The 14,853-nt window shown below is 56.2% G+C and carries 12 protein-coding genes; 1 reads left to right on the forward strand and 11 read right to left on the reverse strand.

Annotation, left to right across the window (positions count from 1 at the left end; translation table 11 throughout):
• Positions 1–308 precede the first annotated feature (308 nt).
• The 11 genes from ACR0QW_RS08985 to ACR0QW_RS09035 form a co-directional block, all read right to left on the reverse strand.
• Positions 309–1,136 (reverse strand): LpxI family protein, encoded by an 828-nt coding sequence (locus ACR0QW_RS08985; protein ID WP_432643359.1) that lies wholly within the window; start codon positions 1,134–1,136, stop codon positions 309–311.
• A 6-nt stretch (positions 1,137–1,142) separates the two neighbouring features.
• Positions 1,143–1,952 carry an acyl-ACP--UDP-N-acetylglucosamine O-acyltransferase gene (gene lpxA, locus ACR0QW_RS08990; RefSeq protein ID WP_432643360.1) on the reverse strand — a complete coding sequence of 270 codons (810 nt, stop codon included), beginning with the start codon at positions 1,950–1,952 and terminating at the stop codon, positions 1,143–1,145.
• Positions 1,953–1,967: 15 nt separating this feature from the next.
• On the reverse strand, positions 1,968–3,305 hold the full coding sequence (gene lpxC, locus ACR0QW_RS08995) for a UDP-3-O-acyl-N-acetylglucosamine deacetylase (RefSeq protein ID WP_432643361.1): 1,338 nt from the start codon (positions 3,303–3,305) through the stop codon (positions 1,968–1,970).
• Positions 3,306–3,314: 9 nt separating this feature from the next.
• A complete protein-coding gene (locus ACR0QW_RS09000) occupies positions 3,315–4,214 on the reverse strand; it encodes a lysophospholipid acyltransferase family protein (RefSeq protein WP_432643362.1) in 900 nt (299 codons plus the stop codon).
• A 12-nt stretch (positions 4,215–4,226) separates the two neighbouring features.
• Positions 4,227–4,835 carry a YjbH domain-containing protein gene (locus tag ACR0QW_RS09005; protein ID WP_432643363.1) on the reverse strand — a complete coding sequence of 203 codons (609 nt, stop codon included), beginning with the start codon at positions 4,833–4,835 and terminating at the stop codon, positions 4,227–4,229.
• Positions 4,836–4,839: 4 nt separating this feature from the next.
• Positions 4,840–5,874: a UDP-3-O-(3-hydroxymyristoyl)glucosamine N-acyltransferase gene (gene lpxD, locus ACR0QW_RS09010; RefSeq protein ID WP_432643364.1), complete on the reverse strand. Its 1,035-nt coding sequence runs from the start codon at positions 5,872–5,874 to the stop codon at positions 4,840–4,842.
• A gap of 72 nt (positions 5,875–5,946) precedes the next feature.
• Positions 5,947–6,351 (reverse strand): OmpH family outer membrane protein, encoded by a 405-nt coding sequence (locus ACR0QW_RS09015; protein ID WP_432643365.1) that lies wholly within the window; start codon positions 6,349–6,351, stop codon positions 5,947–5,949.
• 14 nt (positions 6,352–6,365) lie between these two features.
• Positions 6,366–7,301 (reverse strand): OmpH family outer membrane protein, encoded by a 936-nt coding sequence (locus tag ACR0QW_RS09020; protein ID WP_432643366.1) that lies wholly within the window; start codon positions 7,299–7,301, stop codon positions 6,366–6,368.
• 29 nt (positions 7,302–7,330) lie between these two features.
• Positions 7,331–7,810, reverse strand: coding sequence for an OmpH family outer membrane protein (locus ACR0QW_RS09025; RefSeq protein ID WP_432643367.1), 480 nt, complete (start codon positions 7,808–7,810; stop codon positions 7,331–7,333).
• Positions 7,811–7,846: 36 nt separating this feature from the next.
• Positions 7,847–10,060, reverse strand: coding sequence for a BamA/OMP85 family outer membrane protein (locus ACR0QW_RS09030; RefSeq protein ID WP_432643368.1), 2,214 nt, complete (start codon positions 10,058–10,060; stop codon positions 7,847–7,849).
• Positions 10,061–10,223: 163 nt separating this feature from the next.
• Positions 10,224–14,552 (reverse strand): translocation/assembly module TamB domain-containing protein, encoded by a 4,329-nt coding sequence (locus ACR0QW_RS09035; protein WP_432643369.1) that lies wholly within the window; start codon positions 14,550–14,552, stop codon positions 10,224–10,226.
• A gap of 154 nt (positions 14,553–14,706) precedes the next feature.
• Here ACR0QW_RS09035 and ACR0QW_RS09040 point away from each other — a divergent pair.
• On the forward strand, positions 14,707–14,853 hold a 147-nt coding region (locus tag ACR0QW_RS09040), incomplete at its 3' end, for a transposase (RefSeq protein WP_432643370.1).

Here is a 14,853-nt window from a genome sequence, read left to right on the forward strand (position 1 = left end):
GTCTTGTGAACAGGAAGTCCACAAGACCCCAACATTTATTATAGAACCCAATTTTTTCTTAAATCTGTAGCCATATTTTGCCATAAAAAACTAACCCCCAATCGTTAGATTTTAGGTCTAACAATTGGGGGTCAGCTCAATTTTAAAGTTCACAGGATAGCTTCTTCCTTTAGTGGCTAGTAATTAGTGAATAAGTGGGCAGCGGCCCCACTGCCGTCCAGGAAACGGGCCTGCACCGATTTCCCGTGAGGACTCCGCAGGGACGCACCAAGACCGGCGCAGCCGTGTCTACCGGTGTGCCCGCCCGGTCATGGTTTGGCTTCCGGATCCTTCATGGCTGCCACAGTGATGTTGTGTTCGTCAGCCAGCTTCAGGGCCTTTTCCCGTTCCACCAGCAGAGTCCGGCCCGCTTCCATGACGATGCCGGCACAGCCGCTTTCAATCATGGATTCGATGGTCCGCACTCCTACCCCCGGCATATCGAACCGGTTATCCTGGGCGGGCTTGGCCGTCTTGGCCACGATGGCCTTCCTGCCCAGCTTGCCGCCCCGGAGGATGCAGGCATCGGTGCCTTCGATGGCTTCCACGGCCATAATGGCTTTATTCTTCACCACCACGGTCTGGCCAATATCCAGGCCGCCGATTTTCTTGGCCATGGCAAATCCGTACTGCATATCCTCCCATTCTTCCTTGGTAGGTTTCCGTTTGCTCAGCACCCCTTCCCGGGGCATCAGGTCCTTCAGGAACAGGGTCTGGTCCATCACGTGGATGCCCAGGCTCTCCAGCTTGGCTACCAGGGCGTTCATGATGGTATCGTCATGCCGGTCAGGCAGGCTCATGAGAATCTTGATGGCCTGCCAGTCGGGCACCAGGATGCCGCCGGAATACAGGATTTCCTTGGTCACCTTGCCGATCATGGTGACTTCGTCCACCCCTTCTTTCTGCAGGGTCTTGAAGATCTTCCCCACCTTGCCGATATTGATGGCATAGAAGGCATCGGCTTCTCCGGACAGTTCTTCATGAGTGCCCGGGACCAGGCCGATGGCCACCGTCCGGTACCCTTCCTTTTTGGCACCCCGGACCACATCAACAGGCAGATGCCCTACCCCGGCCAGTACTCCTAAGGTCTTCCCCATAGGCTCTTACTCCCGGATGCCATGGGCGGATGCCCGGCAGATGCCTCTTTCCACCGTACGCAGGAAGCGCATGAAATGTTCCACTTCTTCGTAGCTGTCCAGTTCCTGTTCCATGGTCTTGATGGCGTCTGGCAGAGACAGCCCTCTCTTGTACAGGATCTTGTAGGCTTTCTTCAGTTCCCGGCGCACTTCCATGGGAATGCCGGCACGGGAGATGCCCACGCTGTTCAGCCCTGCCACATAGGCCGGATTGCCGGCTACAATCACAAACGGCGGTACATCCTGGGAAATCCGGCTCATGCCGCCGCACATACAGTTGCGGCCGATCTTGGTGAACTGGTGCACAGCGGTCAGACCGCCGATGACGGCCCGGTCTTCTACGATTACGTGTCCGGCCAGGGTAGCCACATTGCTCATGATCACGTTGTTGCCCACGATGCAGTTGTGAGCCACATGGGTATAGGCCATCATCAGTACGTTATTGCCGATGCGGGTTTCGTTGCCTTCGCCCACTGCACGATGGACTGTAGCACATTCCCGGATGGTCACATGGTCACCGATGATGGTGGCCGTATCTTCGCCTTTATATTTCAGGTCCTGAGGGACTTCACCAATGCTGGCGCCCTGGAAGAACTCACAGTTCTTGCCGATGGTGGTCCGTCCGGTAATCACCACATGAGGGTGGATGACGGTGCCTTCACCGATCTTGACATGTTCACCGATGATAGAGTACGGGCCAATTTTCACATTGGGGCCGATTTCCGCACCCGGTGCTATGATGGCTGTCTCATGGATCATAGTAGAATCTGCTGTCATTGTTTCACTCCACCTTTATTGTTTATTTTCTGCCAGCGCAAAGAAGAAATCTCCTTCGCAGGCAGCTTCGCCGTCCACCGTACCTTCGCAGTGGGCAACACCCATATTGCCTTTGATTTTGGTAATGATGGCCGTGGTCACCAGCTGGTCGCCCGGTTTGATGGGCCGACGGAACCGAACTTTATCGATTTTGCCGAATACGGCGATCTTACCCCGGTTCTCTTCCGGATACAGCAGGGTCACACCGCCCACCTGGGCCATGGCTTCGATCAGCAACACGCCCGGCATAATGGGGTTGCCCGGGAAGTGGCCGAGGAACTGGGGCTCGTTCATGGTGATGTTCTTGATGCCCACAGCCCGTTTCATGGGTTCCAGTTCGATGATCCGGTCTACCAGCAGCATGGGATACCGATGGGGCAGGATCTTTTGGATTTCTTGGATGTCTAATGTAATCATAGCCTTACTCCTTACTTCACTTGTATTCTTTTTTGCCCGATGATCCGGTTTGCAGCGATATTCGGATTCACGGATACGACGGTATTCGTCAATCTGCCGGGAAACGTTGTCGTTGAACGCATGGCCGCTCTTCATGCAGATGATGTGGGCATGGATGGGGCCCAGAAGATACATGTCTCCGATCACATCCAGGATCTTATGCCGGATCAGTTCGTCCTTGAACCGCATTTTGGACAATACGCCGTCCTTGCTGAACACCACCACGTTGTCCAGGTTGCCGCCCAGGCCCAGGCCCATTTTCTGCAGTTGGGCGATCTCGTCTTCAAAGGCAACGGTGCGGGCCGATGCGATTTCCTTCAGCAGGGTATCATCCCTGTCCTCCACATCCAGCACCTGGGTCCCCAGCAGGGGATGGGGGTTGATGGAGGTAAAAGTAATCCGGAACCCTTCATAGGGCAGGACCACAATGGAGCGGTCCCCGTCATAATGGGAGAATGTCCGGTCCAGATGATACACATGCCGTTCCGCATCCTGTTCCTCGATGCCGGCCTTCAGGATCTGGTCGATGAATGCCTGGGAAGAACCGTCCCCTACGGGAGGTTCGGCGGAAGACATTTCCACATAACAGTTGTCAATTTTCAGGATGGCAAACGCTGCCATCAAGTGTTCGATGGTAGTCACCTGGGCCCCATTCTCGCTCAGGGTGGTGGCCCGGGTGGTCTTCGTGATGTTGGAAGCCACGGCATGGACCTGGGGCCTGCCTTCCAGATCCGTCCGGATGAATACGATGCCCGTGTCCACCGGCGCCGGGCGCAGGGTCATCTCCACCAGTTTGCCGGAATGGAGGCCGATGCCGTCACAGGATGCTGCCTGTTTCAGGGTATGTTGTTTTTCCATGGGTGTCGATCACACGCCTTTCTTGTACATTTCGTAGCGTTTGCGGCCATCTTTCCAGCGGTCGTGGACCCAGAACCACATGGCCGGATCCAGACGGATTTCCCGCTCTGCGATGGCTACCAGTTCTTCCATTATAACACGGACGTCCTCGGAACGGTTAGCGGTTTTCGCCGTGTGGAGTGCCGGATAGATTCGGGCAGTCAGAGTGCCGTCCGGATTGTTGTGCATAAACAGGGGCACAATGGGCGATCCGAACATGCGGGAAAGGTGAGCTGCTCCCTGGGGTACCCGGGAAGGTTTGCCAAAAAACAGCAGATGTTCTCCCGTGTGGGCGGAGTCCTGGTCGTACAGGATCCCCACCAGGTGTTTCTTCTTCAGATAGCGGCCGATGGAAAGCATGCTGTTCTCTCCATGGTTGTAGGTCACATGCTGCCCCACCATCCGGCGGTAATCGTTGATGAACTTGTCCATGGCTCCGTTATTCTGCCTGCGGGTAATGGACAAAATGGGATACCCCAGGAGCGCCATGGAGGCCCCCAGCATCTCCCAGTTGCCATAGTGGGCGGTGCACATGACCACGCCCTTATCCTCCGCATAGGCTTTTTCCAGGTTTTCCAGTCCTTCAAAATGAACCAGCTGCCGGAAATTGTCCCTGTTGATCAGCGGATATTTCAGGACTTCGATGAGCATGCGGCCGAACCGGTGGACACTTTCCTCGGCAATGGCTTCCGCTTTGGCGTCATCCACGCCCAGGCAGTCCTTGATGTTCTCTTTGGCCATGTACCGGCGCCAGGCAGGGACCACATGCCAGCCCAGATGGCCCAGCACCCAGGCCAAAGCCCGGTTCAGGCAGTCGGGCTGATGGCACACCAGCCAGCTGATGAACTGCATCAGTTTGTACGCAGCCATCCTCGTCCCTCCTTAGAATGTGAGATTCATGCCCCCGTAGAGGTGCTGGTCCCGGACGCCCACTTCCGTCTGGATGAATCTGCCCACGGGCACAGCGGCGCCGTAGTTGAAGTGGCTGCCGTCGTATTCACCCATCAGGTTCATGGAAAGGCCCAGGAACTTCGTTTCTTTTTCCGCGGCATAGAAACCGTGTTTGTACTGAGCTCCGGTACCCACCCCGGCATGGACTTTCCAGCCGGCGAACAGGGCCTTGCTGACAGCCACATAACCCCGGCGGTCCTGGTTGTCTGCAATGTCCTCCACGCCGATGGCAATGGCCGGGGTCAGCGGGGTTTCGCGCAGGACCTGGAATTTGGCACTGACGGTTCCATAGGAGCCATCATGTTTGGTATCCACATGGCTGCCGGCGATTTCGATGCCCAGAGGCAGGGACACATTGCCCCGTACGTTCCGCCCTTCCTTGGTCCAGTCCAGGCCGCCGGACACATGACCCGGAAGCCGAACATACCCGGAAGGCGCATTGATGACGCCGCTGGTACCGCTGGGAGTCACTTTGGCTTCTGCCGCCAGAGGCAGACAGCCCAGCACGCACAGCAGCGCCGCAGTCAATTGTTTCTTCATGGATTTATCCTTTCTTCTCACTTTCCAGCTGCTCCATGGTTTTTTCCAGCTGGCGCAGCCGTTTCAGGAGACCGCCCAGCTTCCGTTCATTGGCCACCTGGCGCAGCCAGTCCACATGGGGCTGAGCCGGAAAGCCGGCCCATACCACGCCGTCAGGCACATCGCTGATAATGCCTGTCCGGCCGGCGAAGGTGCAGCCCTTGCCGATCTTCAGGTGGCCGGCGGTGGCAGCCTGCCCCCCGAAGGTACAGTTGTCGCCGATGGTGACACTGCCGCTGATGCCCACATGGGCTACCAGGATGCAGTTCTTACCGATAATGTCATTATGGCCCACATGGACCAGATTGTCGATTTTGGTTCCTTTGCCCACGATGGTGCTGTCCACCGTAGCCCGGTCGATACAGGTATTGCAGCCGATTTCCACATCATCGCCCAGCACCACATTGCCGGTCTGGAGCACCTTGGTGTGCCTGCCGCCGGCAGTGATGTAGCCAAAGCCGTCGCCGCCGATGACGCAGCCGGCCTGGAGGATCACCCGATCACCCAGTACGCAGTTTTCCCGTACCGTCACATTGGAATACAGGGTACAGTCACTGCCGATTTTCACGTGGCGCCCCACATATACATGGGGGTAGATCACTGTGTTGTCGCCGATTTCCGCATCTTCCGCCACATAGGCAAAGGGCAGGATGGCCACACCCTTGCCCACCTTAGCAGATGGATGGATGAAGGCGTATTGGCTGATGCCCTTGTTGACCTTTTCAGGCGGACGGAACAGCTGCAGCAGCTGTGCAAAGGCAGCCCGGGGATTTTCCACGGAGAGTACTGCCTGGTCACCCTTCAGCGTGTTCCCCTCCGGAATCATGATGGCCCCGGCATGGGACTGGCCGGCGATTTCCAGGTACGGAGGCACCGCAAAAGAAATCTGGTCAGCCTGGGCTTCTTCCAGCCCATTGACACCCTTGATCACCATGGCCGGATCCCCCTGGAGGATCTTCCCCTGCAACAAATCGGCCAGTTCCTGTAATGTTTTTTCCATATCCAGCATCCTTTCCATTTTCCTGATGGTACGGGAAAAAGGGCGAACCCACCTGTTCGCCCTTACTCTTTGTTATTTCATTGCCTTGATGATATCATCGGTCACATCAACACCGCCCTGCGGAACGGCTTCCTTCACCAGGATGGCGCTCAGGTTCTTTTCCTTGGCAACAGAAGCGGCGGCGGTATCGAAGCTGCCCTTCACCTTGGCCTGGGCTTCCGCCTGCAGGCTCTGCATCTTGGCGCTCTTATCCTGGAGGATCTTCTGGGCTTCTTCCTGGCTCTTGCCGGCCGTTTCCTGGTTCAGTTCGTCTTCCATGGCCTTGCCTTTTTCCTGCAGGTCCTTGGTGGCATCCTTGAATACCTGGCTTTCGGTCTGTACCTTGTTCATATCCACCACACCGAATTGGGCGTTGCGGCCGCAGCCAAAGGACAGCATGGCTGCCGTAATCATGCAGAGAATCATTGCTTTTTTCATATTTTCCATCCCTCTTAGTCTACAATTTGCTGAACGACGGTATTCACTTCATCGGTAATATCGTCCGCACTGATATTGGCCCGCGGATTGCGGAAAATCAGCGTATATTTCCGGCTCAGGTTGACTTTCTTGATTGCACTGAGGATATCACTGTCGATGTCCTCCCGCAGCTTTTTCTCCTTGTCTTCCTGCTGCTGGATCTGTTTGTCCATACTTTCAATCAATTTGTCCAGTTCTGCCTGGCCCTCCTGCTCCCGGGGCTTCTTGTCCGTTAGGGAAAGGCCGGTCTGTTCCTGGACTGTCTGTCCGGCCAGCTCTTTGGAAAACGCCTGGAGCCGGGCCTGGGAAGCAGCCACATCAGCGGCTATTTGCTGCTGCATCCATTCTTCCTTCGCCGCCTGTACTTCTGAACGGTCCTTCTCCCGTTTGTCCAGCAGTTCCTGCTGTTCCTGGAGCAGGGCTTTTTGAGAAGCGTCGGACATTTTGATGCTGCCCAGTTTCAGCCGCAGGTTGAACAGGGGGATACGGTATTTTTCCTCCACTGCATCCTCATCGGCCTTGAATTTTTCGTCCGCCTGGCTTTCCAGTGCCTCCCGTTTCTTCCGAAGGGCATCCTGTTCGATAGCACGTCTTTCGGCCACTTTGGCCTGCCAGGCCGCCGACTGGAACTGTCCGGCCCCTGCCTGCTTCACTTTCTGCATCCTGCCCAGGAGTTCCAGCTGCTGCCGGCCGTTTTCCTTCTGCCGGTCGCGGAGCCATTTGGCCGCTTCCAGCTGCTCCTGCTGGCGCTTCCATTCTTTGTATCTGGGATGCTGTTCCACCAGCTTATCCCAATCCACCACGGCGAACCGGGGCGAATCCTGCTTCTGGAAAGGGAATCTCCCATGGGTGAAGCTGCAGCCGGTGAGGAGCAGCAGCCCCGTCAGCAGCATACAGAGCCATCTGACCATGATGCATTCCCTCCTCTTGAGGCGTCCGGTTATTTCTTGGCTTTCTTCAGCTGGGCCTGTACATCGGTGGTTACATCCACCCCGCCATAGACTACAGCACCCTGGTTGACCACCACAGTCAGGCCCTTGGTCTTGCCCACGGCCACGATGGCATCATCCACTTCTTTTTTCACCGGTTCCAGGACTTCCTTCTGCTTGTCCTGGAGTTTCTTCTGGTACTCCTGGGCCAGCTTCTGTTTGTCCGCGTCATTCATATCCTTGCTTTTTTCCTCGAATTCCTTCCGGCTGTCCTCGGCTGCCTGCTGCAGCTGGGTCTGTGCATCTGCCAGGCCCGGTGCGGAGGCCATGACCTGGTTGTAGTTCACTTTGCCGATGGCAGAATTCATGGTGGCGTCACCGCCGCCCAGATTCCTGCCCTGGATTGCCAGGACAAAAACGCCGATGACCATCAGGGCCGCAATGGCCAGGGAGATCACCTTGACGTTTTTCTTATGGGCAAATTCCATCATTTTTCAATCCCTGCTTCCTTGTTCAATAGTAATTTATCAGAACTGGCCGCCAAAGCTGAAGTGGAAACGGCCGCCACGGTCGCCGCCAGCCAGCCGGAAGCCATAGTCCAGCTTAATGGGTCCCAGCGGGGAGTTGATCCGCAGACCAATACCGCTGGAGTATTTCATCTTGCCCAGATCGAAGTCGGATTCACCATAATCCTTGCTCCAGGCATAGCCCGTATCGGTGAAGAACACGCCCTGGACCTTCTTGATAATCGGATACCGGAATTCCAGAGAGCCTTTCAGCATGCTGTTCCCCTTAAACTGGTCGTCCCGGTACCCACGCAGGATGTCACTGCCGCCCACGCTGAAGCGCTGGGACAGGGGCATATCCCCGTTGGCATAGCCGGCGCCCAGATCCAGAGCCCACACATTGTCCTTGCCCATCCGATAGTAGTACCGGTAATCGGCCTGGTATTTCTCGAAGTTGAAGTCGCCGCCGAAGTTGGCTACTTCCACAGAATACTGGGTCCGTTTCCCTTCCCGAGGATCGTAGATATTATCCCGGGTATCCAGGGTACGGGCCAGAGTGATGCTGCGGGTGGTACCGAAGTTCTTCTTCAGCCGCTCGTTCTTGTCCCAGTTGTAATCGTCCGGATATTCATGGACATCGCCATACCCGTTCTGACCGGCTTCGAACCACTGTGTACCATAGCCATCCACCGGTTTCTTGTATTTATCATCCCGGTTCTTCAGGGTGATGCTGTTAGTGATGAATTCATTGTCGGTGACCCGGCTGAAGAACAGTTCTTCGCCGATCCGTTTCTTGTAGTACCGGGCGATTTCATCCCCGTCACGGTTGTAGTCCACGTACTCGTTGGTCATATTGTAGAACGTGAACCCGGCCGTGGTTTCCTTGTCGTCGATCCAGGGTTTGATATAAGAGATTTCATAGTTGGCCTTGGTCTCGGAATCGCCGCCGAATTCCCAGCGGGCGCTGACGCTGTCACCAGTACCCATGAAGTTCTTGTCACCGATGCTGACCATGCCCAGGAAGCCGTCTGCGTCACTGTAGCCGGCGCCGATACCGAAAGTACCGGTGCTGGTTTCCACCACAGAAACTTCCACAGAGATCGTATTGGGCATCTGTCCCGGATTCAGACGGATGTTCACGTCTTCAAAGAAGCCCAGGTTGTAGATCTTCTGCATGGCCCGACGGGCTTTCTTGGCATTGAAGGGTTCACCCTTCTTCATGCGCATTTCCCGGATGATGACCCTATCCTTGGTCTTGGTGTTGCCCTTGACCCGGAAATCTTCGATGACCCCTTCCGCCACCTGGATGATCAGATGACCATCCGGCTGCATCCGTACATCGGCCACCTTGGCCAGGATGTACCCCTGCTGGCTGTACAGGCTTTCCACTTTCCGAGCGCCGATATTCACGTCCCGGGAGTTCAGCACCTTGCCCACAGGCAGATCCAGGGCCTTCCTGATGTCACCGGTGGAAACCACGGTGTTGCCTTCGATGTCCACATCAGTCAGTACCGGATTCTCTTCCAGCTGATATTCGATCTGGACCCCTTCTGGGACCTGACGGAACACGGGTTTGATGTCATAGAACCAGCCGGTCTCATACAGAGCCCGGATGTCATCCTGGAGACCTTCCCTGGTGAATCTGGTGCCTGCCGGCATTTTCAGCACATCGGCCAGCTTACCGGTATCTTCATGGGAAGCACCTGTAAGTGTCACTTTGGTAACGGTCTGCCCCACGAAGGGAGCGGATTCTTTGGAAATGCTTTCGTACTGTTTTTCCTGGGATGTAATGTCCGTATCGGAAAGGACGGACTGCTGCAGCACGCTGCGGCCGGGAAGCTGTTTGCTCTCAGCTTCCTGGATTTCCTTCTGCTGGGTCATCCGGGCCTGCAGCTGTTCTTCGTCAGCTTCCGCCTTCTCTTTTTCTTTTTCCAACTGCTTCTTGCCTACTTTTTCGATGTAGGTCACGCCGTTGCGGCGGACTTCCCGGTACCGGGGAGTTTCGTCACTCGCCGTTGCGGCGGTTTCAGCTGCTGCCTGGGCAGCAGGCTGAGCTGCTTCCGTGTTCACCTCGATGGTGCCCACGCCCTGGCCGGCGCCTGCGGTGGTTTTATGACTGCTCAGGTTTATATCCTGGCTGCGGGTGACTTCTTCCGCTGCATATACGGGAGAGGCCAATGCCATCGAGGCCAGGATTGCCAGAGACAAACGCCGCCAGTTTACTTGATTCTTCATAGAGTACCCCCTAATTCAGGTTCTATCGTTCATTCTCTCCATAAATCAACGATTGATGAATACCATATCCAGTTTATTATACCTTCTATGCCATAATATTTCCAGTCTTGGGATGTGAAAAAAGAGGCACTCTCGCGGGAGTACCTCTTGTTCAGGCTGATGATCAGAATTTCGTCCGATACTGGATGCCGTACCAATGATCGTGATCCTGGTCCATGGAAACGCCCAGGTAGGTCTTGCGTCCCACCCGATAACCGGCATACAGGTTGTTCTTCTCGCCGTCGAAACTGGTGGTGTAGCCCAGCAGCAGCTTGCGCCCGAAGGAACGGCTCATGAGCACATTGTACTGCCGCCGGTCCTGGCCGGTGGCTTCGTTGGCCTTGCCGATATCCGCGGTACTGAAGGACACCATGTTCTGGATATTGCCGCTGTAGATCCGCAGGTCATCCAGACCCAGAGCTTCCTTGATGGCGTCTTCCACATTGGCCAGGAACGTCATCTGCAGCCCGGCGTCCACCAGGCCCTTCCAGGCGTCGTTCGTCAGGTTGGCGTCATCGGTTTTCAGCGTCAGGAACCGTTTCAGGGTGTTCTCATCCTGCGGCGGGTCACTGGAAAGATGGATGACAATGTCATCCAGGCTCAGCGGTCCGCTGGCCTTGGCCAGGATGGCGTACTGCCCCAGACGGGTGAAAGCAGACATGTTCACATGGGGAATGAATGTCCCCGGCTGCGGCCAGTAGATTTCCCCGAACCCGATGTTGAACGGCGTACCCAGATATTTCAGCCGGCTGCCCCGGTTCACCCGGATACTGCCACTGATCTGGGGATAGGCCGTGCTGCCCAGGATGTGGAACTGGCCCTTCAGCCACAGATCCATGAAGGCAGCATTGTACAGATGCAGGTTATTCCCCAGGTCCACATCAATGTCCAGGCCGATGTCAGAACCGCCCTGACCGAATTCCGGTATGCTGGAGATGCCCAGATATCCCTTATCCACCTTGATATTGCCGGTAAGGAAAGGATGCTTTTCCCTGTATTCCAGAGCGAAATGGCCGTTCAGCTTCCCCTGCACCGTGCTGGAAACCAGCTCCACATTCCTGATGTCCATGGTCATCTGATAGGGCTTGCCGCTGGTATCGTCCAGCAAATAGGACCCGGAAGCCGTGATACTGCCGTTTTTGCCGGTAGTAGCGGAAAATTCCTTCAGAGTGATGGTCTTGCCGTTGAATACGGCATGGTATTTCACATTGTCAAAGGTATTGTCCAGACCCCGGAACTTCACCGTGCCCCCATCCAGATCGATGGAGCCATTCAGGCTGTAATCTTCCAGAGTACCTGTGATGTCCACCTTGCCGCTGGTAGGTCCGTCCGCCCACTGTACCCACTTGGTCAGGGTAGGAAGGATGGCCAGGTTGCCGTTGTCCAGCCGTACTTCCAGGTTCATGCGGGCCTCCGGATTCTTCCGTTTATCCGCTGCCCGCAGCAGATCCAGCGGGAAAGTCCCATAAGCCGAGACCTTGTAATCCCCCTTCTGCACCATGGCCTGATCCACATGGAACATGCCATCCCGCAGGACCACCATGCCGTACACATGGTCAAAGGCCATACCGCTGAGACTGCCGTCCTGGAGTTCCAGGGAGAAGTTCCCGCTGGGGTTGTCCAGGCTTCCCTTCACCTGGGCGGCGATGTTCAGCTTGCCGGCAATATCCAGAGGCGTATCCAGTGCCACGTTCAGCAGTTTGGCATTAGCCCCGCTGGTGGCCACTTCCAGGTCTACATTCCGCTTGAACATATCCACGCTGCCCTGGGCTGCCAGGAGACCGCCTCCGGCCTCCTGTGCCCGGAGCTTGCGGAGCTGCCACACACCCCGGTGGACGTACAGATCAAAGTCCGCCGTGGAAAAGGGTACGCCGCTGACCTTGCCGTCCTCCACCTTGCCGGTAACGGTCATGCCCGTGCCCCGGCCATAGGGATTGGCATCGATGCGGCCGGACAGATACCCATCGATATCCAGATCCTCCTGGGCCATCTTCAGCAGGCTGCGCACATTGCCCCGTTTTACATCTACCGTCCACTGGAACAGTTTCTGGTCGAAGTCGAAGGTAGCCCTCAGGGCATAGTCCCCGCCAGTTTTCTGCTGGAATGTGCCCTGGAACGTATTCACATGGCCGGCCTGACTCTGGAAGGACAGGGCCAGACCGGTGAATTCCACATTGTTGATCAACACGGAATCGGAACTCAAGACCCCCTGGAACTGAGGCTGGCTGTAATGACCGGTGATGCTGCCGCTGAAGTTTACCTTGCCGGCCAGGTCCACATCCTCTTTCAGCCAGGGCAGGCGCAGCAGGTTGATATCTTTGGCATCGATACCGATGTCCAGGTACCCATTGCGGGTCACCGTACCGCTGAACCGGGCCTGGCAGGTCAGTGCCTGCACCTTGAAGTCCTTCAGATTCAGCACAGTGCCATCGTAGCTGTAATCCCCGTCCAGCTCATCCACCAGGAACTTGTTCACGGAACCGTCATAGGCGTGGACATGGCCCTGGAAAACAGGATTGGAAAGCGGGCCGTTCACTGCAATGATATTGGTCAGATTGCCAGTAACAGGCAAAGGAGACTGGAAGAAATTGCTGAAGGGTTCCAGACGCACGCCGGTGGTGGTCAGCTGCAGATTCAGCACCGGTTCGCTGCCGGAAAGGTCCACGCTGCCGTTCAGGATGTGGCGGCCCTGGGCCGGATTCACTTCCACTTTGTGAAAGGCGGCTACGTGGTCCTGCCATCCGATGACCCCGTGGGCCTCCTTGATGGGTTCACCCAGGATTTCCGCATCCTCCAGAGAAAAGGCGCCACTGGCCTGGGGATCGTCCATGCTGCCGGAAAGAGTCAGATGGGCGGAAAGGTTCCCCTTTCCCTCCTGCCCCACCGCTGCCAGTACCGGATCGATGGGCAGTCTCGTCAAATATACATCAGCAGAAAGAGCACCGTCCTGCAGACTGCCGCTTCCCACCAGGCCGCCGCCCGCAGAGTTCTCGGCAGAAATCCGCTTCAGCGTCACGCTGCTGCCGTCCAGCACCGCATCCATAGCGATGTCCTGCAGGGACAGATTTCCCCAGGCAAGGCCAAGGTCGCTGGATACGGTCTCCACCTGCAGCCGGCTGTCTTTGTAAGTGCCTGTGGCATACAGGGTACCGTCCAGGATCATGCTGCCCAGCCGAGGTACAAAAGTCCCCAGATCCACATCCTCCGTATGAAGTTCAGCTTCTCCATCCTTCTGCTGCCAGTCAAAGGAAGCCTTCACAGTCACATTCCCGCCGCCGATATGGGCTTTGGCCCCGTCGGTCTCCACCCGATATTTCCGCACCATGAAGGGCAGCTCCACCTGAGTGGCCGTATACCCCTGCACGGTCAGTTCCGGAATGGTAAAGGTACCGGCACCTGTCAGATTATCCAGGGTACCGCTGACCATGGCTTCACCGCTGATTTTTCCTTCCAGGGGGAGGTCCAGAGGCAGTGCGGAAGGATCGAAGTCCTCCAGTTGCAATTGGAGTTTCTCCATTTGGGGATTTTTGCTGTCAGTCAGGTCCAGTCGGCCCTGGATCCGTGCCTTCTGGCCGTTTACGGTCACGTCCAGGTTCCGGGCCGCAAACCGCAGGTTGTCGAAGGACACCTGACCGTCCGCAGTCAGATCCAGAAGCTGACCGTCATACATATAGGCGGCACCCACCTGGCGCAGTTCGGCCTGACCGGAAAGCTGGCTTCCCTTATCATTGTTGGTCCAGGTCAGCGTGGCATCCTCCACGGCTCCGCGCAGATTGGACAAAGGCAGGAACTGCTGTGCCAGATCGGCATAGTCTCCCAGGGCCAGGAAATCAGTCTGAGCCGTCAGGGTTCCCTGGCGGCTGGTGTCCAGATGTCCGGCCACATGGATGGTCTGGTGGTTCCGGGTCACCGTAAGATCCACTCCAAACAGGGGATTTCCAGAGGTATCCACAGTGCCTTCTACATCCGCCTGCCAGGAGCCATAGGGTACAGTCAGTGTGGCCCGGCCGTCTTCAATGACGATGGGGGCCTTGAAATCCGTGCTGGTGGACTGACTGGGCTTCAGCAGATTGGCCACATTCCACTGCTGGTCCTGGCCCTGGACCAGATACAGTTCCGGCTGGTGCAGGGTAACCCGGGTGATCATTCCCATGGAGCCGCTGCCGTCCAGGACCTTCAAAGGATCCAGGTGCAAAGAGAGGGCCGGGATCCGGGCCACCGGATTGCCGGAGGCATCGTCCAGGCGCACGTTCCGGGCAGTAAATGTCAGGTCGGGGCTGACTTCCATGGTATCCATCTGCAGTTGTCCGTTCAGATATTCCGCAGCCGTCTGTTCCACCAGGGGTATGGCCCGCTGCAGCCCGGCCGGAAGCAACAGTTTCCATAAGAGCAGATACAGCACCACCAGGACCCCGCAAAGGACACCCAGCCGTTTTTTCAAAATGGCACCCATAAGAGACCTCCTGTGGGTTAGTGAAATGATTGCATACTTAATCAATATTAGTATAACAGGGTTCACAGAGAAAAAGAAGCAATAAAAAACGGACCGCCCTGAGCTGACCCCCAATTGTTAGACCTAAAATCTAACGATTGGGGGTTAGTTTTTTATGGCAAAATATGGCTACAGATTTAAGAAAAAATTGGTGTTGGAATACTTGAAGAATCGAGAAAGCTATAGTTACATTTCGCGAAAATATGGCATAGCAAGCGATAGTCAACTAAGGACATGGGTTGCCGCATACAAAAGTTTTGGA

The organism is Acidaminococcus sp., assembly GCF_050873445.1.
Classification (GTDB): Bacteria; Bacillota; Negativicutes; order Acidaminococcales; family Acidaminococcaceae; genus Acidaminococcus.